Origin of the sequence: Streptomyces sp. NPDC050211 (assembly GCF_040656035.1) — a bacterium.
Classification (GTDB): Bacteria; Actinomycetota; Actinomycetes; order Streptomycetales; family Streptomycetaceae; genus Streptomyces.
The window spans coordinates 75,153-94,051 of sequence record NZ_JBFALC010000026.1 but is presented as its reverse complement, the minus strand read 5'-3'; the positions used below and the strand labels follow the sequence as shown (position 1 = coordinate 94,051).

Annotated in this window: 19 protein-coding genes; 10 read left to right on the top strand and 9 right to left on the bottom strand. The window is 70.4% G+C overall.

The annotated features are described in order from the left end of the window. Window positions 1–2 precede the first annotated feature (2 nt). The 3 genes from AB0I98_RS25115 to AB0I98_RS25105 are packed head-to-tail and all read left to right on the top strand — an operon-like array spanning window position 3 to window position 2,925. The gene (locus AB0I98_RS25115) at window positions 3–1,001 is read left to right on the top strand and encodes a sugar ABC transporter permease (protein ID WP_362945308.1); all 999 of its coding nucleotides are present in this window, start codon (window positions 3–5) and stop codon (window positions 999–1,001) included. 56 nt (window positions 1,002–1,057) lie between these two features. Further along, window positions 1,058–1,822: a carbohydrate ABC transporter permease gene (locus tag AB0I98_RS25110; RefSeq protein WP_246884931.1), complete on the top strand. Its 765-nt coding sequence runs from the start codon at window positions 1,058–1,060 to the stop codon at window positions 1,820–1,822. 47 nt (window positions 1,823–1,869) lie between these two features. Continuing rightward, window positions 1,870–2,925, top strand: a complete 1,056-nt coding sequence (locus AB0I98_RS25105; RefSeq protein ID WP_362945306.1) for an endo-1,4-beta-xylanase — start codon at window positions 1,870–1,872, stop codon at window positions 2,923–2,925. Here the strand turns inward: AB0I98_RS25105 and AB0I98_RS25100 are convergent. The 3 genes from AB0I98_RS25100 to AB0I98_RS25090 all read right to left on the bottom strand — a co-directional run bounded on the left by AB0I98_RS25100 (window position 2,918) and on the right by AB0I98_RS25090 (window position 5,460). Beyond that, on the bottom strand, window positions 2,918–3,961 hold the full coding sequence (locus tag AB0I98_RS25100; protein WP_362945304.1) for a LacI family DNA-binding transcriptional regulator: 1,044 nt from the start codon (window positions 3,959–3,961) through the stop codon (window positions 2,918–2,920). The genes AB0I98_RS25105 and AB0I98_RS25100 overlap by 8 nt on opposite strands. Before the next feature lie 244 nt (window positions 3,962–4,205). Next, window positions 4,206–4,400: a DUF5999 family protein gene (locus AB0I98_RS25095; RefSeq protein ID WP_362945303.1), complete on the bottom strand. Its 195-nt coding sequence runs from the start codon at window positions 4,398–4,400 to the stop codon at window positions 4,206–4,208. Window positions 4,401–4,875: 475 nt separating this feature from the next. Next, window positions 4,876–5,460, bottom strand: a complete 585-nt coding sequence (locus tag AB0I98_RS25090; protein ID WP_328441655.1) for a hypothetical protein — start codon at window positions 5,458–5,460, stop codon at window positions 4,876–4,878. A gap of 559 nt (window positions 5,461–6,019) precedes the next feature. Between AB0I98_RS25090 and AB0I98_RS25085 the strand changes: the two genes are divergently transcribed. Next, entirely contained in the window at window positions 6,020–7,537 is a 1,518-nt protein-coding gene (locus tag AB0I98_RS25085; RefSeq protein WP_362945301.1) for a glutamate--cysteine ligase, read from the top strand. A 10-nt stretch (window positions 7,538–7,547) separates the two neighbouring features. Here the strand turns inward: AB0I98_RS25085 and AB0I98_RS25080 are convergent, their stop codons facing one another. Then, window positions 7,548–9,320: a substrate-binding and VWA domain-containing protein gene (locus AB0I98_RS25080; RefSeq protein WP_362945299.1), complete on the bottom strand. Its 1,773-nt coding sequence runs from the start codon at window positions 9,318–9,320 to the stop codon at window positions 7,548–7,550. Between the two features lie 184 nt (window positions 9,321–9,504). On the opposite strand from AB0I98_RS25080, the gene AB0I98_RS25075 reads away from it, so the two are divergent. Next, complete coding sequence (locus AB0I98_RS25075; RefSeq protein ID WP_362945297.1) at window positions 9,505–10,305, top strand: type II CAAX endopeptidase family protein; 801 nt, start codon at window positions 9,505–9,507, stop codon at window positions 10,303–10,305. Between the two features lie 76 nt (window positions 10,306–10,381). Here the strand turns inward: AB0I98_RS25075 and AB0I98_RS25070 are convergent, their stop codons facing one another. Further along, window positions 10,382–11,191 (bottom strand): PhzF family phenazine biosynthesis protein, encoded by an 810-nt coding sequence (locus AB0I98_RS25070; protein ID WP_362945295.1) that lies wholly within the window; start codon window positions 11,189–11,191, stop codon window positions 10,382–10,384. A 176-nt stretch (window positions 11,192–11,367) separates the two neighbouring features. On the opposite strand from AB0I98_RS25070, the gene AB0I98_RS25065 reads away from it, so the two are divergent. Then, on the top strand, window positions 11,368–11,985 hold the full coding sequence (locus AB0I98_RS25065) for a helix-turn-helix transcriptional regulator (protein ID WP_362945293.1): 618 nt from the start codon (window positions 11,368–11,370) through the stop codon (window positions 11,983–11,985). Between the two features lie 76 nt (window positions 11,986–12,061). Here the strand turns inward: AB0I98_RS25065 and AB0I98_RS25060 are convergent, their stop codons facing one another. Together AB0I98_RS25060 and AB0I98_RS25055 are read right to left on the bottom strand one after the other, a co-directional pair. Further along, complete coding sequence (locus AB0I98_RS25060) at window positions 12,062–12,490, bottom strand: SRPBCC family protein (protein ID WP_362945291.1); 429 nt, start codon at window positions 12,488–12,490, stop codon at window positions 12,062–12,064. 112 nt (window positions 12,491–12,602) lie between these two features. Continuing rightward, entirely contained in the window at window positions 12,603–12,770 is a 168-nt protein-coding gene (locus tag AB0I98_RS25055; protein WP_362945289.1) for a hypothetical protein, read from the bottom strand. Window positions 12,771–12,991: 221 nt separating this feature from the next. On the opposite strand from AB0I98_RS25055, the gene AB0I98_RS25050 reads away from it, so the two are divergent. Continuing rightward, window positions 12,992–13,522: a Clp protease N-terminal domain-containing protein gene (locus tag AB0I98_RS25050; protein ID WP_362945287.1), complete on the top strand. Its 531-nt coding sequence runs from the start codon at window positions 12,992–12,994 to the stop codon at window positions 13,520–13,522. Window positions 13,523–13,602: 80 nt separating this feature from the next. Next, window positions 13,603–14,607, top strand: coding sequence for an EamA family transporter (locus AB0I98_RS25045; RefSeq protein WP_362945285.1), 1,005 nt, complete (start codon window positions 13,603–13,605; stop codon window positions 14,605–14,607). Between the two features lie 106 nt (window positions 14,608–14,713). On the opposite strand, the gene AB0I98_RS25040 is transcribed toward AB0I98_RS25045, so the two are convergent. After that, on the bottom strand, window positions 14,714–15,400 hold the full coding sequence (locus AB0I98_RS25040) for a pyridoxamine 5'-phosphate oxidase family protein (protein WP_362945283.1): 687 nt from the start codon (window positions 15,398–15,400) through the stop codon (window positions 14,714–14,716). Window positions 15,401–15,435: 35 nt separating this feature from the next. Between AB0I98_RS25040 and AB0I98_RS25035 the strand changes: the two genes are divergently transcribed. After that, window positions 15,436–16,767, top strand: coding sequence for an aminotransferase class I/II-fold pyridoxal phosphate-dependent enzyme (locus tag AB0I98_RS25035; RefSeq protein WP_362945281.1), 1,332 nt, complete (start codon window positions 15,436–15,438; stop codon window positions 16,765–16,767). On the opposite strand, the gene AB0I98_RS25030 is transcribed toward AB0I98_RS25035, so the two are convergent. Further along, window positions 16,758–17,804, bottom strand: coding sequence for a DMT family transporter (locus AB0I98_RS25030; RefSeq protein ID WP_362945279.1), 1,047 nt, complete (start codon window positions 17,802–17,804; stop codon window positions 16,758–16,760). The genes AB0I98_RS25035 and AB0I98_RS25030 overlap by 10 nt on opposite strands. A gap of 75 nt (window positions 17,805–17,879) precedes the next feature. Here AB0I98_RS25030 and AB0I98_RS25025 point away from each other — a divergent pair, with 75 nt between their 5' ends. Further along, window positions 17,880–18,782, top strand: coding sequence for a LysR family transcriptional regulator (locus AB0I98_RS25025; RefSeq protein ID WP_362945277.1), 903 nt, complete (start codon window positions 17,880–17,882; stop codon window positions 18,780–18,782). The last annotated feature ends 117 nt before the right edge of the window (window positions 18,783–18,899 follow it).

The window sequence follows — 18,899 nt, the reverse complement described above, 5'->3', positions numbered from 1 at the left end:
CGATGACCTCCACGTTCCTTCCGGACAAGCGGACCGGCCCGGACGCCGATACTCCGCCCCCGGCAGTCAGGGCAGGCCGGGGGCGGGCCCGGCGGCGGGCGCTGAACTGGCTCACCGCGGTCGGCTTCCAGCTGCCCGCGCTGGTGCTGTTCCTGGTGCTGGTCCTGCTGCCGATCCTGTTCGCCCTGTACGCCGCCTTCTTCCGCTGGGGCGGCTTCGGCATGCCCTCCGACTACATCGGCGTCGACAACTTCACCCGGCTCTTCGACGACCCGGTCTTCCTGGGCGACCTGTGGCGCTGCTTCGTCCTGGTCCTGCTGTCGCTCGCCGTACAACTGCCGTTCGCGCTCGCCATGGCCGTCCTGCTGAACCAGCGGATCCGCGGCCGGGCCGTGTACCGGATGCTGTTCTTCGCGCCGTACGTCCTGTCCGAGGCGATCACCGGCATCCTGTTCGCGATGATCTTCGCCCCGGACGACGGTCTCGCCGACCATGTCCTGGGCAGCGTGGGCCTGGACGGGCTCGGCGGGACGTGGTTCGCGGATCCCTCCACCGTCATGGCGACCCTGTTCCTCGTCATGACCTGGAAGTACTTCGGCTTCCACATGATGCTCTACCTGGCCGGACTCCAGTCCATCCCGGCCGAGTTGACGGAGGCGGCGCTCATCGACGGCGCGAGCCCCTGGCAGCGCTTCCGCAATGTCACCCTGCCGCTGCTCGCGCCCACCCTGCGCATCAGCGTCTTCCTGTCCGTCATCGGCGCCATCCAGCTCTTCGACCTGGTGTGGGTGACCACAGCGGGCGGCCCCGACCATCACTCCGAGACCATGGCCGTGACCATGTTCCAGTACGGCTTCAAGCGCTACCAGGTCGGCTATGCCAGCGCGATCAGCGTGGTCATGTTCGGCATCAGTCTCGTCTTCGCCCTCGCCTACCAGCGGTTCGTGCTCCGTCGCGACCTCGAAGGGGCGACCACGACCATGCGGGGAGGCCAGAAGTGAAGGCACCGGCGCGGAAACTCCCGGTCCACGTCATCCTCGTCCTCGTCGGCGCGATCATGGGCATACCGCTGCTCTATGCGGTCATCTCCGGTTTCAAGTCCACCGACGAGCTCTCCCGGAACCCGATCGGGCTGCCCGAGTCGTGGGTGACCTCCAACTACACCGACATCCTCGGCTCCGGTTCCTTCTGGCGGCTGGTCGGCAGCAGCACGTTCATCGCCATCGGTACGACCGTTCTGGTCGTCGCGGTGTCCGCGCTCGCCGCCTTCTCCTTCGCCCGGTTCTCCTTCCGTGGCCGGGAGTTCTTGTTCACCCTGTTCACGATGGGGCTGATGTTCCCCTTCGCGGTGGCGGCGCTGCCGCTGTTCCTGCTGCTGCGCTCCCTGGGCCTGCTGGACAACCCGCTGGGCGTGATCCTGCCGCAGGCCGCGTTCGGGCTGCCGATGACCATCATCATCCTGCGCGGCTTCTTCCGGGAGATCCCCGGCGAACTGGAGGAGGCGGCCACGCTCGACGGATGCACCCCGCTCGGGTTCTTCTGGCGGGTCCTGCTGCCGATGGCGCGGCCCGCGCTCGGCACCGTCTCCGTGCTCGCCGTCGTCACCAGCTGGAACAACTTCTTCCTTCCGCTGCTGGTGTTCACCGACTCCACGTGGTGGACCATCCCGATCGGCGTCCAGCAGTTCCAGGGCCAGTACTCCGCCGAGTACGCCAGGGTCTTCGCCTACCTCGTCCTGGCCATGGTTCCCGCACTCGCCTTCTACTCGGTCGCCGAGCGTCAGCTCGTCGGCGGCCTCACCGCCGGCGCCACCAAGGGATGACCCGCGCCCGGCGGACGTACACCACATCCACCGTGAGGAGTCGCACCATGCGCACCACCCGCACACGGCTCAGACTCACCGGCGCACTCGTCGCCCTGCTCCTGGCCGCCGGCGTCCCGGCGGCCCAGGCCGGTGAGGAGCGGCCGGCCCCCGACCAGCCGACGCTCGCCGAACTCGCCCAGCGCCACGGCCGCTACTTCGGCAGCGCAACCGACAACCCCGAGCTCACCGACGAGCCCTACAAGGCGATCCTCGGCACCGAGTTCGACATGATCACCCCCGGCAACGGGATGAAGTGGTACGCCACCGAACCCCAGCAGGGCGTCTTCGACTTCTCCCAGGGCGACGAGATCGTGAACCTCGCCCGCGCCAACCACCAGCGCGTACGCGGCCACACCCTGGTCTGGCACAGCCAGCTCCCGGACTGGCTCACCTCGCGCGAGTGGACGGCCGTCGAGCTGAGGGCCGTACTGAAGAAGCACATCCAGACGGAAGTACGCCACTACCGGGGCAAGGTGTACGCCTGGGACGTCGTCAACGAGGCCTTCAACGAGGACGGCACCTACCGGGAGACGATCTTCTACAAGACCCTCGGCCCGGGCTACATCGCCGACGCCCTGCGCTGGGCCCACCAGGCCGATCCGAAGGCCAAGCTCTACCTCAACGACTACAACGTCGAGGGGATCGGCCCGAAGAGCGACGCCTATTACCGGCTGGTCAAGGAGCTGAAGGCGCAGCGCGTCCCGCTCCACGGCTTCGGCCTGCAGGCCCATCTCGCCCTCCAGTACGGCTATCCGAGCACCCTGGAGGACAACCTCCGCCGCTTCTCCCGGCTGGGCCTGGACACCGCGCTCACCGAGGTGGATGTGCGGATGTACGTGCCCGCCGACGAGGCCAAGCTGGCCACGCAGGCGGAGTGGTACCGGGACATGACCGAGGCGTGCCTCGCCGTGCGGCGGTGCGTGGGGATCACGTTGTGGGACTACACCGACAAGTACTCCTGGATCCCGGCGTTCTTCGAGGGTGAGGGCGCGGCGCTGCCGTGGGACGAGGAACTCCGGCCCAAGCCCGCGTACTTCGCGATCAGGGAGGCGCTCAGCTAGCGGGGGCCGTGCTCGACCGCACCACCAGTTCTGTGCCCAGCTCCACCCGCGGCGAGTCCGGCTGCTCGCCGCGGGCCAGGCGCAGCACGGTACGGACGGCGAGCTTGCCCATGTCGGCGAGCGGCTGGCGGACGGTGGTGAGCGGCGGGGCCGACCAGCGGACTTCCGGAAGGTCGTCGAAACCGACCACGCTCATGTCCTCCGGCACCCTGAGGCCCCGCCGGCGCAGCGCCTCGATCGCCCCGAGCGCCATCTGGTCGCTGGCCGCGAAGACGGCGGTGGGCGGTTCGGGCAGGTCCAGGAGGGTGTTGCAGCCGGTGAAACCGGACTCGGGGTGGAAGTCGCCGGGCACGACGAGGGTGTCGTCGAGCGTGAGATCAGCGCTTTCGAGGGCCGTGCGGTAGCCGTCCAGCCGGGCCCGGGAGCACAGCAGCCGGGGCGGTCCGGCGATCAGGCCGATTCTTCGGTGGCCGAGGGCCAGCAGATGCTCGGTGGCCGCCATGCCGCCGGACCAGTTGGCGGCGCCGATGGTGGGGGCGTCCAGGGCGGGCGAGCCGGCCGGGTCGACGACCACGAGCGGGACGCCGAGGATGCGCAGTTCCTCGTACAGCACCGGCTCCAGGGCCGAGGTGACCAGGATGACGCCGTCGGAGGCGCGGGCCCGCAGGTTGCGCATCCACTCGCGGGCGTCGCCCGAGCGTCCGTGGATCGCCGACACCACGGTGCCGACGCCGGCCGTGTGGGCCGCCTCCTCCACACCCCGGATGATCTCCACGGCCCAGGGGCTGTCGAGGCTGTTGAAGACCAGGTCGAGCAGGGCGGCACGGGTGGCGGAGGTCGCGGGGCGCCTGCGGTAGCCGTGCAGGCGCAGGAGGTCCTCCACGCGGGCGCGGGTCTGAGGCGATACGTCCGAGCGGCCGTTGACGACCCGGGACACGGTCGGCACCGAGACCCCGGCCTGCCGGGCGATCTCCGTGATCGTGACCCTGCCCCCGTCCGCCGGTGCCTGCTCGGCATCGGCCTCGCGTGCTGCCAATTCCCCACCTCCGTCGACCGGTTGCGCATCCGCCACCGCCGTACCGGACACACGCCTCGAAACTTCCAGGAGTCTTCCGGAAAGCGGGTGGTGTTGGGAAGGGAAGGGGTGAGGCGGACCGGATCACGCACGGGGGACTACGGGGAGTGACGGGCGCCCGACATGCGTCGGGGCCGGTTCGCAGGATGGGTCTGCGTCCGGCCCCTCATGTCTCCGGGCGGGTTGTCGGGCCGCCCGGTGCCGCTCAGGCCGCGGTCATCACCAGTGCGCGATGCGGGGCGATGATCTGGCCGTCGGGCAGAAGCTCACCGGTGTCCTCGAACAGCAGAACGCCGTTGCACAGCAGGCTCCATCCCTGCTCCGGGTGGTGCGCCACGAGTCGGGCGGACTCCCGGTCGGCTGATTCGGCTGTCGGACAGGGTGGCTGGTGCTGGCACATGGGTGGGATCTTTCGCTCTGTCGTATGGAGTGAGTGGGTTGTCGGGTCTGTCCTGTGGCGTGAAGCCTCGTTCATGGCCGCCCCCGTTTGAATAAGTCGGTCGAACCCAGTGTTGCCCCACGGGCGTCATTCCGCAGGGATTTAGCGGCACCGCTTCTCACAGGTTCAGGACGCATCACCCGCGCGAAGGGTTCATTCCAACTGCACTGCCACTTCGGGTGGTTCGGGATGGTCGGATGGGGCTAGTCAGTTCGGGGAGGCCGCCCTTTTCGGCTCGTTCGAGCGCGGTAATGCTCGTGCGAGCGTGATGGGGCTTGATGGGAGTTCCAGGCGCGTACAAGTGTTTCTGTAGCGGGTGCGAGCGTACGGGTTCCGGAAACAGCGTCGTACCCCGCTACCCGGAATTCCGGCGGCGGGGTACGAGGGTGTTTCGCGGGGCGGGCAGAGTGCTATGTCACATGTGACATGTGACGTGTCAGGCGGGCTGGCCGAGCAGTGGGGCGGGCGTCACCCGGTGGGTGAGCATCGGGAGGAGCTCGGCGACCCGGTGCGGCCGGTGTGCCGCGATGCCGGGCGGGGCCGGCGCCAGCGGGACGAGCAGGTCGGTGGCGGCGGGGTGGCCGGTGGTGCCGTCCGAGGAGCAGTCGCCGTGCAGCCACAGCGTGAGCATGTACAGGCCGGGCAGCGACAGCAGGCGCGGCTGATAGGCCCCGGTCACCGACTCGGCCTGGCGCAGCGCGCGCTCGGTTGAGGCGACGTACGGGCCTTCGAAGAAGTGCGAGAAGGCCCAGCCGTCAGGCGTGAGCATGGTCTCGGCCGCGGCCACAGCGCGGTCGCCGCAGCGGATCAGGAAACGCCACCCTGCCAGCCGTGTCGCGGACACGCCCTCGGAGGTGATGCGGTCGAGTACGTGCACGGGCAGTGGGAGTTCGGGAGTGGCGGTGCCCTGTGCGGTGCGCAGGGCGGGAGTCCGAGCCTCGCGCACCGCGGTGGGGGAACCGAGGGCGGTGAGGACGGAGCGAAGGGCGGGCGCTGGAGCCGGGGGGACATGCAGCGGCATGGTGGGTCGCCTCTCATTCGACAGGCACAGTGGCGCGAGGGCGTGGCGGGGGCGGACGGCGCTGTCAGCTCACGGGGGTCAGAGAGGCGGGGGCCGGGGTCTGGGGATGCGTGGGTGTGCGTGAAGCCTGCCGCACGTCACCTGACGGCAGGAACCCGGACCGGGGCGCCAACCCTCTGCCTTGTTCGCGGAGTTTATACGACACGTGTTCACATTGTGTTTCGGCTAGCGCTTTCCGGGGACTTCGGCAAGGGTCCATTCAGTCGGCGTCAAGCGGGAATCATCCCGGGTCCGAACCCGTCGCCCGGCGATGACCTCGGGAAATGCCGATGAAGCGGTCGGCCAATACTCGTCGGTGTTTTTCACGAGTTGGCAAGGTGCCGGAAACTGCACTATGCGCCATGCCCGGTGAATGTGCCGCCGGTCACGTCCGTCAGAGTAGCGCGCGCCCGCTCTGCCCGCGACGTTATCGATCGCTTGGGCTGGGCATCATCCCACCTGACCCGGGACGCCGGCGGCCGGACCTGATCGGCCTGCCCATTCGAGGAGGGACGCTTCGATGGGGGAGAAGGTCGTGGCAGGCGGGTTCGACCTGTCCGATCGGCAGCGGTACCGCGGCAAGCTCCGGGAGTGTCTGACGGGCCTGGAGCGGCTTCTGGCGGAGCAGCGGTTCGATCGCCCGAAGAACCTCATGGGGCTGGAGATCGAATTGAATCTCACCGGTGCGGACGGCATGCCGAAAATGCTGAATGCGCAAGTACTGGAGAGGATCGCAAGCCGAGATTTCCAAACAGAACTCGCCATGTTCAATCTGGAAGTCAACATAGCCCCACATCGCTTGACCGGTCGGGTATTCGACAGGCTCGCCGAGGAACTGCGCACCTCGCTGGCATATGCCGACCGGAAAGCGCGCGAGGTCGATGCGGGCATCGTGATGATCGGTATTCTGCCGACGCTCGACCGCGACGACCTGGTCTCCACCAACCTCTCCGACGTCGACCGCTACACCCTCCTCAACGACCAGATCGTGGCCGCCCGCGGCGAGGACTTCCTGCTCGACATAGCGGGCGTGGAGCATCTGCGCTGCACCTCCAGGTCCATCGCGCCGGAAGCCGCCTGCACCTCCGTCCAACTGCACCTCCAGGTCACGCCGGGCCGCTTCGCCGCCGTGTGGAACGCCGCGCAGGCCGTCGCCGCCGCGCAGATCGCCGTGGGTGCCAACTCGCCCTTCCTGTTCGGCCGCGAGCTGTGGTGCGAGTCCCGGCCGCCGCTGTTCCAGCAGTCCACCGACACCCGCCCACCCGAACTCCAGGCCCAGGGCGTCCGGCCGCGCACCTGGTTCGGCGAACGGTGGATCTCCTCGGCGTACGACCTCTTCGAGGAGAACCTGCGCTTCTTCCCGGCCCTGCTGCCCATCTGCGACGACGAGGACCCCCTCGCCGTCCTCGACGCGGGCGGCACCCCGAAACTCGCCGAACTCGTCCTGCACAACGGCACCGTGTACCGCTGGAACCGGCCCGTCTACGGCATCGCCGACGACATCCCGCACCTGCGCGTCGAGAACCGCGTCCTGCCCGCCGGGCCGACCGTCACGGACGTCCTCGCCAACGCCGCCTTCTTCTACGGCGTCGTCCGCGCCCTCGCCGAGGAGTCCCGGCCGGTCTGGTCCCGGCTGCCGTTCGAGGCGGCCGCCGCCAACTTCGACACCGCGTGCCGACACGGCATCGACGCCCGCCTGATCTGGCCCCGGCGCGGGCGCTACGGCGGCACCACCGAGGTCGACGCGGTGAGTCTCGTACGCGACGAACTGCTGCCGCTCGCCGAGGCCGGGCTGGACGCGTGGGGCGTCGATCCGGCCGACCGGGACCTGTACCTCGGCGTGATCGAGGAGCGCTGTCGGCGGCGTGTCAACGGGGCGGCATGGCAGTCGGCGACCTTCCACCGGGCCCTGGAGTCGGGGCTGTCCCGGGAGGCCGCGCTGGCGGCCACCACCAAGCGCTACCGCCAGCTGATGCACCACGGGGAGCCGGTGCACACCTGGCCGGTCGGGCTGCCGGAGGCGGTGCCGCTGGGGTAGGAGCCGACACTCATCCCCGGCTTCCCCGCGCCCCTGCCGCGACGATCGCCTGCAGGATCACCGAGTGGATCTGCGACGGGTCGCTGACCTCGTGTCCTGAGCCGCCGGTCGCCTTGGCGATCTGCTCGGCCTCTTCGCGGTCGGCGTCCGGGCCTACGGCGATCATGATGAGCGGCACCGGGCGCTCGGGGTTGGTGAGTTGCTCCAGCCGCTCGACGAGGTCGGAGCGGGAGATGCTGCCGGGGTCCTGGTTCACTCCGTCGGTGAGGATGACCAGCGCGTTGAACTTTCCCTTGTCGTACGAGGACGTGGCCGCCTGATACGCGGCGAGCGTCGTGTCGTACAGCCCGGTCGCCCCGTTCGGCACCGGCGCCAGCGCGCTGAACGCCGCCGACAGCAGGTCCCGCTGGGTGCCCTCGCCGGCCCGGTCGCCGAGCCGCTCGGTCGGCACGCGGACGCGGTAGTCCTTGTCGCCGTCCAGCTTGGTGGAGAAGTCCCAAAGCCCGATCTCGTCCTCGGGCGTGAACGTGGCGAGGGCCTGCAACAGCGAGGCCTTGGTGACGTCCATACGGGACTGTCCGGTGTCGCCGACCGGTTCGGACATGGACGCGGAGGCGTCCACGACGGTGGTGATCCGGGCGCTCTGCACCGTGATCGTCCAGGTGCCGAGCGCTTCCTGGAGCGCGATCTCGTCGGCGGGACGCGCGGCGGGCTGCGCGTACGGCTGCGGACTGCTGCCCCCTGCCTTGGTCACCAGCGCCTGAGACACCTCGTCGGCGGAGGTCCGGAAGCCGTACTTCTCCAGCACCCGGCGCTGCTCCGGCTGCCGCAGATAGGTCATGAACCGGATCGCGGCCCGGTTCTCGTCCGTCGACAGCCGGGTCTGGTCGACCAGGGTGTAGGGGTAGTCGAGCCGGGGCGAGCCGTCCTTCGGATAGAACATGTCCAGGCTGCCCGCGCCCGCGGCCGAGGAGTTGTACGCGAACGCCGCCTGCTCGCTGAGGATCAGCGCCTGATTGCGCCGGGGGTTGCCCTGCTCGGTGCCCGAGGAGTCACGCGGCAGGGTGTCCAGGACCTGGGTGTCGCTGTCGGAGGTGCGCTGCGCCAGCGTCTTCATCACGGCCGCGGCCTGTGTGTCCCCGCCCTTGATCCGCCCGGCGGCCGTACCGACCTGGGTGAGCGCGAGCAGCCCGGTCGCACTGCGCGCCGGGTCGGCCGCGCCGAGCCGGAGGGCGTCGTCCTGGAGGCTGGCCCCGGCCAGCTCCATCCAGCTGTACGTCCGCTTCGGCCACCCCAGCGACTTCGCGGCCGACGGCACCATCGCCACCCCGACCGGAGTGGACGCCACCGTGCCCGCCGGAGTCACCTGCGTCGCACCGCTGTCCGCCGAGACCTGCTGCACCCACACGTCCGAGTCCGGCACCCACACCTGGACGTCGGCCTTCTCGCCCGTGGCGAGCGCGTCGGCGACCTTGTACGGGTCGCGTGCGCTCACCGAGACCGCGACGCACCGCCCGTCGGAGGTGAGGTCGTCCTCGCGCGCCTGCTTCGCCGCCTCCCGCAGCGCGGGGGCCATGTCAGGGGAGGCCGCGAGCTTCAGCCGGACCGGGTCGTCCTGGCAGGAGGAGCCGAAGGAGAGCAGCCCGCTCTGCACGGCGACCGCGGTGCCCCCGGCGATGGCGAGAACCAGCGCCGTGGCGACGGCCACCGTGCGGCGGCGGGCGCGTGGACGGGGGTCGCTGCCGCCCGCCCCATACTGATCGGGCAAGCTGTGACGTCCCATGACGGTGGTGCCCCTCCCTGTCGACCCCGTGGCGGAAACCGGCCACACGGCACGCAAAGGGGAGGTACGCCCCGTACGGCGTCCGCCCCCCAACGGCCTGTCGCGCACGATCTTCGTAACTTCTTTCGAGACCCTAGCGGCGCGGCGATGGGGATGAGGCGGGATTACTCAACTGGAGGCATCTGTGCAGGCGGAGGCGGGCTCGGTGGCCGATTCTTTTCCTCAGGAGCGGCCCTCGCGACGAATTCTGCGTTCCGAGACCTTGCTCGTTCTGGGGCTTTCGCTCGGTGTGAGCGGTGTGTCCGCCCTGATCAGTTTTGTCGGATCGGTCACCAAACCGGGAGGTCTCAAGGACCAGGCGGCCACCCTCAACGCCTCGGCCGCGCCGGGCCGTCCCTGGCTGGATCTCGCCTGGCAGCTCTTCGGGATCACCACGGCACTCGTGCCCGTCCTGCTCGTCGCGCACTTTCTGCTGCGCGAGGGCGAGAGCCTGCGCACCCTCGGCTTCGACCGGACCAGGCCCTGGCCTGACCTCGGCCGCGGTGCGGCCATCGCGGCTGTGATCGGCAGTACCGGAATCGCCTTCTACCTGGCCGCCCGCGGGCTCGGCTTCAACCTCACGGTGGTGCCCGAGGCGCTGCCCGACGTGTGGTGGAAGTACCCGGTCCTGATCATGTCCGCGATGCAGAACGCGATCCTCGAGGAGGTCATCGTCGTCGGCTATCTGCTGCGCCGGCTCGGCCAGTTGGGCTGGACCCCGGGCACCGCGCTGATGGCCAGTTCCGTACTGCGCGGCTCCTACCACCTCTACCAGGGCATCGGCGGCTTCCTCGGCAACCTGGCGATGGGCGTGGTGTTCGTCTACCTGTACCGGCGCTGGGGCCGGGTCGGCCCCCTGGTCGTGGCTCATTCGCTGCTCGACATAGGGGCGTTCGTCGGCTATGCGCTGCTGGCCGGGAAGGTGGGCTGGCTGCCGACGGCTTGAGTGCTTTCGGAGGGGGCGTACGACAGGTTCGTACGCCCCCTTTCGTACGTCGCTTTTGTACGTCGATGTAGCGCCGTTACGCGAGCAGCTCCCCGTCGATGACGGTGACCGCGCGTCCGGTGAGCAGCGTGCGGTCGCCGCGCAGCTCGGTGCGGACGCGGCCGGAGCGGGGTGAGGCCTGGAGGCCGGTGAGGCCGGGGCGGCCGAGGCGCTCGGACCAGTAGGGGGCGAGGGCGGTGTGGGCGCTGCCGGTGACCGCGTCCTCGTCGATGCCGACGTTCGGGAAGAAGCAGCGGGAGACGTAGTCGTAGCCCCGCGTGGGGTCCTCGGCGCGGGCGGTGGCGATGATGCCGCGGGTGGAGTAGGTGGCGAGTGCCTTGTGGTCCGGCGCCAGGGCGTGGACGGTCTTCTCGTCGGCGAGTTCGAGGAGCAGATCGCCGACGTTCGGGCCGGTGTCGAAGGCGGTGCGCGGCTCGGCGCCCAGCGCGTCGGTGACCCCGTCCGGCACGTCGACCGGGGTGAGCGGTGCGGTCGGGAAGTCCAGGGTGATCGAGCCGTCCTCGCCCGGCGTCGCGACCAGTACGCCGCTGCGGGTGGCGAAGCGCACCGGGCCCTGATGCGCGCCGATGGTGTGCAGGACGTGGGCCGTGGCGAGCGTGGCGTGGCCGCACATGGCGACCTCGGTGACGGGCGTGAACCAGCGCAGCGCCCACTCGACCTCGCCGCCCTCTGGCAGGCGGTGGGCGAACGCCGTCTCGGCGTGGTTGACCTCCCTGGCCACGTTCTGGAGCCAGGTCTCGTCCGGGAAGGCGTCCAGGAGCAGGACGCCGGCCGGGTTGCCGGCGAAGGGGCGGTCGGTGAAGGCGTCGACGATTCGAATCCGCATGCCGCAGACGCTAGGCGCGGCGTGAAGCGGCAGGCCAAGGCCAATTCCGGGGTGCTGGACCGATTTTGGGCCGGGCCGTCTTCAGGGCTGCCTTCCGGGCGGGTGTTGCCAGGCGAACTATTCCGATATATCGTTGAGGCATCGCGACTGATCAACGACTGAATGGAGTGATGGCGATGCGTTCCCATGGATTCGAACGAGGACACGGTGGACACGGCTCGCACGAGCGAGGCGGATTCGAGGCCCTGCGTGGTGCCTTCGGACCTTTCGGGCCGGGCGGCCCCGGCTTCGGCGGACCGGGCTTCGGTGGTCCGGGCCCCTGGGGTCATCGAGGGCGCGGCGGACCGCGGGGGAGGGCGCGGCGCGGCGACGTACGCGCGTCGATCCTCGCCCTGCTGAAGGACCGGCCCATGCACGGTTACGAGATGATCCAGGAGATCGCCGAGCGCAGCGGCGGGGCGTGGAAGCCCAGCCCCGGCTCGGTGTACCCCACCCTCCAACTGCTGGAGGACGAGGGGCTGATCACCAGTGAGTCCGAGGGCGGCAAGAAGCTGTTCTCGCTCACCGAGGCCGGCCGTACCGCGGCCGAGGAGGGCCCCGAGGCGCCCTGGGAGGAGGCCTCCCGCGGCGTCGACTGGGAGGCCCTCGGTGAGATCCGGCAGGCCGGCTTCGGTCTGATGGAGGCCTTCGGGCAGGTCTGGAAGACGGGCAGCAAGGAGCAGCGCGAGAAGGCGCTGGCCGTCATCAACGAGGCCCGCAAGAAGCTGTACCTGATCCTCGCCGACGAGGACTGACGAGGGCCGAGGCTCGGGCCCGGTGCAAGGCGCCCTCGCGGAGACATCCGCGGGGGCGCCTTCGCGCGTCCGGGGGTCAGGCCACCAGCCCCGCCAGCTTGCGCAGCGACTCGTTGAGCGCGGCTGTCGCCGAGTCCTTCAGCCGGCCCGCCATCAACGACACGGCGGCGCCCGTGAACTCGCCGTCGATGCGGACCGTGGTGGCGTCGCCGTCGGGCGTCAGGGTGTAGCGCGTGGCCAGGTCGACCGCCATCGGGCCCTTGCCGCGGATGGCCAGCACCCGGGCCGGCTCCAGTTCCTCGATGGTCCAGTCGACCTCGGCCGGGAAGCCCATCAGCTTCAGGTTCTCCTGGAAGGTCCCGCCCACTGCGAGGGTCTCGGGGCCGCCCTTGGGGAAGCCGGTGTGGGTCGCGTTCCACTCGGGATACGCGGACCAGTCCGTGAGCTGCGCCCACACCTTCTCCGCGGGGGCCCCGATCCGTGCCTCCGCGCTGACTTCGGCCATGCGACCACCTCTTCGTGTCGGGCTACGGTGTCGCGGAACGTAGCCGCACGGCCTGGAACATTCAATACTGATGAACCGTCAGAATATGTGGAGGCGGCCTGCCGGACCGGCCTCAGCCGACCAGCCGTATCTCCGCCGCGTCGAACAGGTCCCACGCGCGCGGGAAGGCGCTCTCGTCGTGGCAGTGCCAGGCATCCCAGAACAGGTCGGCCGGCAGTGCGTCCTCCGGGGCCCACACCCGGTACACGTACTGCCTGCCGTCGACGGCCGGAAGAGTCACCAGCCAGCACCTGCTCTCCATCCCTCTGTAGAGGACGTGCGACGGAGCGTTACGGTTGCGTGCGGCGCACGGGAGACGGGAAGTGTGCGCCCCCGCGGGCCAAGGGGCGTGATCTCATCCGTAAGGAGGAGATTGGAGCCGCCCGGGTCCACTCTCTGTGGGACGCGAAAATGCTTCCCTCCGGGGATGTCCCGATCTGGAGGGACTGATGAGGTAGGGGTGTGCAACCCCGAATCCCCCGGCAGGCGGCCCAAGAACAGGGCGGCCGGCGAACGGACAACGATGCCGGGCTCAGTGACGAGCTGGCATCGGTGCTCTCCGGTGCCCGCCGACGGGCCATGCGGGACGGGGACCGGCAGATCGACACGGCTCATCTGCTGCACTCGCTCCTGGAGTCCGACCCCGAGGTGCGGGCCGTCTTCGAGGACGAGACGCAGGTGGCCCGGCTGCTTGGCTATCTCGTGCAGCGCAGCATCGGCTACGGCCTGCGCTGGCAGGGCGCCGTCGAGGACTCCGGTGCCGTACCCGTGGTGACAGGCGAGGCGGGCTTCTCTCCGCTCGCCGCGGGCGCGATGGAGTACGCCCGCGAGCGCACCGCGCGGCGCGGCGGCGAACCGGCGCTCGGGATCGACCTGCTCGCCGCCATCATCGTGGACCCGCAGGCACGCGCCGTCGAGGTGCTCGACCGTGCCGGGGTCGACGCGCACGCCCTCTACGTGCGGATCGAGAGGCACTTGGCGAAGACCGGCTGACCGGCCGGCGACCCGGGTCCCGTCCACGCGCTGAGACAGGTGTCATCGGGGGTGACGCTCATGTCATCGCCTGTCATCATGTGCCGGTGCATACGTCAGACAGCAGCAGCGGCAGCGGTGGAAAGGGCGTGGGGCTCGGTCTCGCGCTCGCTTCCGCGCTCGCCTTCGGGGGATCCGGTGTCGCGGCCAAGCCGCTGATCGAGGCGGGGCTCGACCCGCTCCATGTGGTGTGGCTGCGGGTGGCGGGAGCCGCCGTGGTGATGTTGCCGCTGGCTGTGCGTCACCGTTCGCTGCTGCGCCGGCGGCCCGCGCTGCTCGCCGGGTTCGGGCTGTTCGCCGTCGCCGGTGTCCAGGCCTGCTACTTCGCCTCGATCTCCCGGATCCCCGTCGGGGTCGCCCTGCTCGTCGAGTACTTCGCGCCCGCCCTCGTCCTCGGCTGGGTGCGGTTCGTGCAGCGGCGGCCAGTCACGCGTGCGGCGGCGCTCGGCGTGGTCCTCGCGGTCGGTGGGCTCGCCTGTGTCGTGGAGGTCTGGTCCGGGCTGAGCTTCGACGCGCTTGGGTTGCTGCTCGCGCTGGGTGCCGCGTGCTGCCAGGTCGGGTACTTCGTGCTGTCCGACCATGGCGGCGACTCCGGCGCGGAGGCGCCGGATCCGCTGGGTGTCATCGCCTACGGCTTGTTGGTCGGCGCGGCCGTGCTGACCGTTGTCGCCCGCCCGTGGAGCATGGAGCGGTCGCTGTTGGCGGACAGTGCGGACATGAACGGGACGCCGGTCGCTGCGGGGTTGTTGCTCGGGTGGATCGTGCTGGTGGCCACGGTCGTTGCGTATGTGACCGGCGTGGTGGCCGTGCGGCGGCTGTCTCCGCAGGTCGCGGGTGTGGTGGCCTGTCTTGAGGCGGTGATTGCGACGGTTCTTGCGTGGGTGCTGCTCGGTGAGCACCTTTCGGCTCCGCAGATTGTGGGTGGGGTGGTGGTGTTGGTGGGGGCGTTCATTGCGCAGTCTTCTGCGCCGGGGAAGGGGTCTGTGGAGCCGGTTGCCGCTGGGGGTACGGAGATGCGGGTGTCGGCGCGGGGGACGACCGAGTAGGTGCCTCGCTGGGTGGGCGTGTCGTGTGCGGGTCCGTTGTGGCTGGTCGCGCAGTTCCCCGCGCCCCTTACGGGGCGCTGGCCGTGCCGCATCTCACAAGCTGAGCCTACAGAGCCGCCAGGTAGTCCGGGAGTTTGGTGTCGGGGGCCAGTTGGGCGTCGGCTACCGGGGTGTCGTAGCCCTTGCGCAGGGGGACGACGCCGGCCCAGTGGGGGAGCGCTAGGTCCTCGGGCTCGTCGTTCACGCCGCCGGTGCGGGCCTTGGCGGAGACCTCGTCGAGGTTGAGGCGGATGACGGCGGTGGCGGCCAGTTCCTTCTTGTTGGCGGGCCGGAGGTCGTTGGCGCGTCCGGGTACGACCTGGTCGACGAGGGCGTCGAGGGCGGCCCGCTTCTCATCGGGGTCGGTGACGTCGTGGGCGACGCCGTGCACCACGACCGAGCGGTAGTTGATCGAGTGGTGGAAGGCCGAGCGGGCCAGGATGAGCGCGTCCACGTGCGTGACCGTCAGGCACACGGGGAGGCCGGGGTCGGTCTGGCCCGTCATCCGCAGGGGGCGTGAACCGGTCGAGCCGTGCACGTAGAGCCGCTCGCCGACCCGGGCGTACAGGGTGGGCAGCACCACCGGCGCTCCGTCACGGACGAAGCCGAGGTGGCAGACGTAGGCCTCGTCGAGTATCGCGTGCACCAGGTCCTTGTCGTACGACGCCCGGTCGGCGGAGCGCGTGGGAACGGTGCGGTCGGTGGGTGTGTACGCGGCCTGGTGTTGCGTCGGCTGCTGCTGGGTTCCCTGCATTGCATCCTCCATTGCACTAGTGCATAATTGGCTTTGTGCTAGAAGGATATCGGATCAGTGGGCGGCGTGCAGCCGAGATTGCGGCCAGTGTGGAGAGCGCGGTGGGCTCGGGCGGGCTGGAGCCGGGCGAACTGCTGCCGCCGATGCGGGAGTTGGCGGTCGAGCTGGGCGTGAATCCCAATACGGTCGCGGCGGCGTACCGCATCCTGCGCGAGCGCGGGGTCATCGAGACCGCCGGGCGTCGTGGCAGCCGGGTGCGGTCCAAGCCGGCCACCACGGGGCGCGAGTACCTCCGGTTGGACGTGCCCGAAGGGGTGCGGGACGTGGCGAGCGGCAACCCCGATCCTGCGCTGCTGCCATCGCTGGCCAAGGCGTTCGCGGTGGCGGCCGAGCAGGGCGACCGCGAGCCCGTGCTGTACGGGGACGAGCCGGTGGAGCCGGAGTTGGCCCGTCGCGCGCGGGCCGATCTGGACGCGGGCGGTGTGCCGGACGGGCCCCTCGCGGTGACCTCCGGCTCCCTCGACGCCATCGAGCGTGTCCTGGCCGCCCACCTCAAGCCCGGGGACACGGTCGCCGTCGAGGACCCCGGCTGGGGCAGCCTGCTCGACCTCGTCCCCGCGCTCGGGCTGCGCACCGCCGCGGTCGGCGTCGACGACGAGGGTCCGCTCCCCGATGACGTACGCCGTGTTCTCGAGGCCGGGGCGCGCGCCCTGATCGTCACCGACCGGGCGCAGAACCCGACCGGTGCGGCGGTGAGTTCGTCACGCGCGCGTGCCCTGCGTGCTGTGTTGCGTCAGCACCCGGACATCCTGCTGATCGACGACGATCACGGGCACGGCATCGTCGACCTGCCTCTGCACACCCTCGCCGGTGTCACCGGCAGCTGGGCCTTCGTGCGCTCGGTCGCCAAGGCGTACGGCCCCGATCTGCGGCTCGCCGTGCTCACCGGGGACGCCGTCACCGTCGACCGGGTGATCGGGCGGCACCGACTCGGGCCCGGCTGGGTGAGTCGGATCACCCAGCGGGCCGTCGTACGGCTGTGGGCCGACGGTGCGGTGGACGCGCGCGCGGTGGCGGCGGCGTACGGGGGGCGCCGGGACGCGCTGATCGGCGCGCTCGCTGAGCGCGGGGTCGCCGCGTACGGGCGCAGCGGCCTGAACGTCTGGATTCCCGTGCCGGACGAGACCGGAGCGGTGGCCCGCCTGCTGCACGCCGGTTGGGCTGTCGCCCCTGGTGCTCGGTTCCGGATGAGCGCACCGCCGGGCATCCGGGTCACCGTCTCGACGTTGGCGGTGGACGAGACGGTGGCGCTGGCGGACGCGATCGCCTCAGCGGTGGGGCCGGCGCCGATCCGGAGCTACGTCTGAGTGCGTCGGGTCAGTGCGGCGACGGGTCGGTGGTTGTCTGCGGGTCCGTTGTGGCTGGTCGCGCAGTTCCCCGCGCCCCTATCGGGGCGCTGCCGAACCGTAGCCGACCTCGCTGGGGCCACTCGGTCCGGCCGGTGCCCCGCCTTCGGCCGCACCTGCGTCAGTGCCGCGCCCGCCAGGACCACGGCCGCTCCCACCGGTGTCCACCAGTTCAGTGTCTCGCCCAGGATCGCGACGCCCGCGGCTGTGGCGATGACGGGGATGAAGTACGTGACCATCGTGGCCGTTGTGGGGCCGACCTCGGCGACCAGGCCGTACTGGATCAGGAAGGCGAGGCCGGTGCCTAGTGTGCCCAGGGCTGCTATCGCCAGCAGCGGGCCTACGGCCACCTGTGTCGGCCAGGATGTGAACAGCGGGGTCACGACGGCCAGTTGCAGGGTGGCGAGCAGCAACTGGGCGCCGGTCAGTGAGAGATGTGAGTGGTCGGATCCGGCGAGGGTGCGGCGGACGTATATCCAGCCGATCGGATAGCTCAGGGACGCTCCCAGTGCCATCGCCGTGCCCGTGGCGTCCAGGCCGTGGAAGCCCTGCCAGGCGCCGAGCACCGTGAGGACGCCGAGGAAGCCGAGGCCGAGACCGGCGACGCGGACCCGGGTGGGCCGGTCCTCGGAGAGGGCGACCAGGGAGAGGGCCATGCCCCACAGCGGCGACGTGGCGTTGCAGATGCCGGCCAGGGTGGACGGGATGGTCAGCTCGGCGTAGGCGAAGAGCGAGAACGGCAGCGCGTTGAGCAGGAACGCGGCGACTGCGAGGTGCCCCCAGGTGCGCGGCTCGCGCGGCAGCCGCTGCCGCTTCATCGCCATCGCGGCAGTGAGCACCGCGGTCCCGAACACCAGCCGGCCGAGCGTGACCTGGAAGGGGGCATAGCCCTCGGTGCCCACCTTGATGAGCAGGAAGCTGAAGCCCCAGACCAGGGCGAGGGCGCCGAAGCGAAGCCGCCAGTCGAGGGCGGCGCGGACGGGGGTGGGGGTGCTCATGGCGACCAGGATGGTGGACCACGATCTCGTAGTACAAGCTAGATTTTACGCACGGTATCTCGTAGCATTGCTTACATGTTGAACCTGGAGCGCCTCCGCACCCTGGACGCCCTGGCCCGGCACGGCTCGGTCAGCGGTGCCGCCGAGGGTCTGCACATCACGACCTCGGCCGTCTCGCAGCAGATGTCCAAGCTGGAGCGCGAGGTCGGCCAGCAGCTCCTCGCCAAGAACGGCCGGGGTGTTCGGCTCACGGACGCCGGCCGGCTCCTCGCCGAGCACGCGGCGCGCATCCTCTCCCAGGTGGAGCTCGCCCAGTCCGATCTGGAGGCGCAGCGCGGGCAGGTCGTCGGTGAGCTGCGGCTGGCCGCGTTCCCCACCGCCCTGCGCGGGCTGTTCCCCATAGCGCTCAGCACGCTGCGTTCCCGCCACCCGGCGCTGCGCGTGCGCTCGCGGGAACTGGAGCCGGAGAACGGGGTCAACGCGGTGCTCCGGGGCGACGCGGACCTGGCCGTCGTCCTCGACTGGTACAACAAGCCGCTGCCCATGCCGCAGGGGCTCGCCAAGGCGTCGATCCTCGAGGATCCCGTCGGCGTCGCCATGCCCGACGCACATCCGCTCGCCGGACGGGACGAGGTCGACCTGGAGGACTTCGCGGGTGACGAGTGGGTCGCCTGGCCCGAGGGCGAGTTCTGCCACGAGTGGCTGCTCTACACCCTGCGCGCCAAGGGCATCGAGCCCCGCATCGCCCATCGCGCTGAGGAGCACCACACCCAACTCGCCCTGGTCGCCGCCGGATTGGGCGTCTGCGTCGCCCCCCGACTCGGCCGCGACCCGATGCCCGCAGGAGTGCGGGCCGTGCCCGTACGGCACGGCGCCCAGCGGTACATCTACGCGGTATGGCGCGCGGACGCGGACCGCCGCCCGTCGATCCGGGCGGCGGTGGAGGCGCTACAGGAGGCGGCCCTGAAGGTGGGCTGAGTGCAGCGCACCGAAAGGGGCGCGGGGCTGCATCGATATGCGGCTCCGCCGCGTGGGCGCGACCAGCCACGACGGCGCCGCAGACAAGCGACGCCCCATCGTGGCACTGCCGGCGGA

Bases quoted from the DNA above. Each gene is read 5' to 3' on its own strand.
- AB0I98_RS25080 (WP_362945299.1), bottom strand. From the start codon at position 9,320: ATGGGACGTCACAGCTTGCCCGATCAGTATGGGGCGGGCGGCAGCGAC.
- AB0I98_RS25065 (WP_362945293.1), top strand. From the start codon at position 11,368: ATGCGTTCCCATGGATTCGAACGAGGACACGGTGGACACGGCTCGCAC.
- AB0I98_RS25095 (WP_362945303.1), bottom strand. From the start codon at position 4,400: ATGTGCCAGCACCAGCCACCCTGTCCGACAGCCGAATCAGCCGACCGG.
- AB0I98_RS25110 (WP_246884931.1), top strand. From the start codon at position 1,058: ATGGGCATACCGCTGCTCTATGCGGTCATCTCCGGTTTCAAGTCCACC.
- AB0I98_RS25115 (WP_362945308.1), top strand. From the start codon at position 3: ATGACCTCCACGTTCCTTCCGGACAAGCGGACCGGCCCGGACGCCGAT.
- AB0I98_RS25070 (WP_362945295.1), bottom strand. From the start codon at position 11,191: ATGCGGATTCGAATCGTCGACGCCTTCACCGACCGCCCCTTCGCCGGC.
- AB0I98_RS25040 (WP_362945283.1), bottom strand. From the start codon at position 15,400: ATGCAGGGAACCCAGCAGCAGCCGACGCAACACCAGGCCGCGTACACA.
- AB0I98_RS25025 (WP_362945277.1), top strand. From the start codon at position 17,880: ATGTTGAACCTGGAGCGCCTCCGCACCCTGGACGCCCTGGCCCGGCAC.
- AB0I98_RS25085 (WP_362945301.1), top strand. From the start codon at position 6,020: ATGGGGGAGAAGGTCGTGGCAGGCGGGTTCGACCTGTCCGATCGGCAG.
- AB0I98_RS25060 (WP_362945291.1), bottom strand. From the start codon at position 12,490: ATGGCCGAAGTCAGCGCGGAGGCACGGATCGGGGCCCCCGCGGAGAAG.
- AB0I98_RS25090 (WP_328441655.1), bottom strand. From the start codon at position 5,460: ATGCCGCTGCATGTCCCCCCGGCTCCAGCGCCCGCCCTTCGCTCCGTC.
- AB0I98_RS25030 (WP_362945279.1), bottom strand. From the start codon at position 17,804: ATGAGCACCCCCACCCCCGTCCGCGCCGCCCTCGACTGGCGGCTTCGC.
- AB0I98_RS25105 (WP_362945306.1), top strand. From the start codon at position 1,870: ATGCGCACCACCCGCACACGGCTCAGACTCACCGGCGCACTCGTCGCC.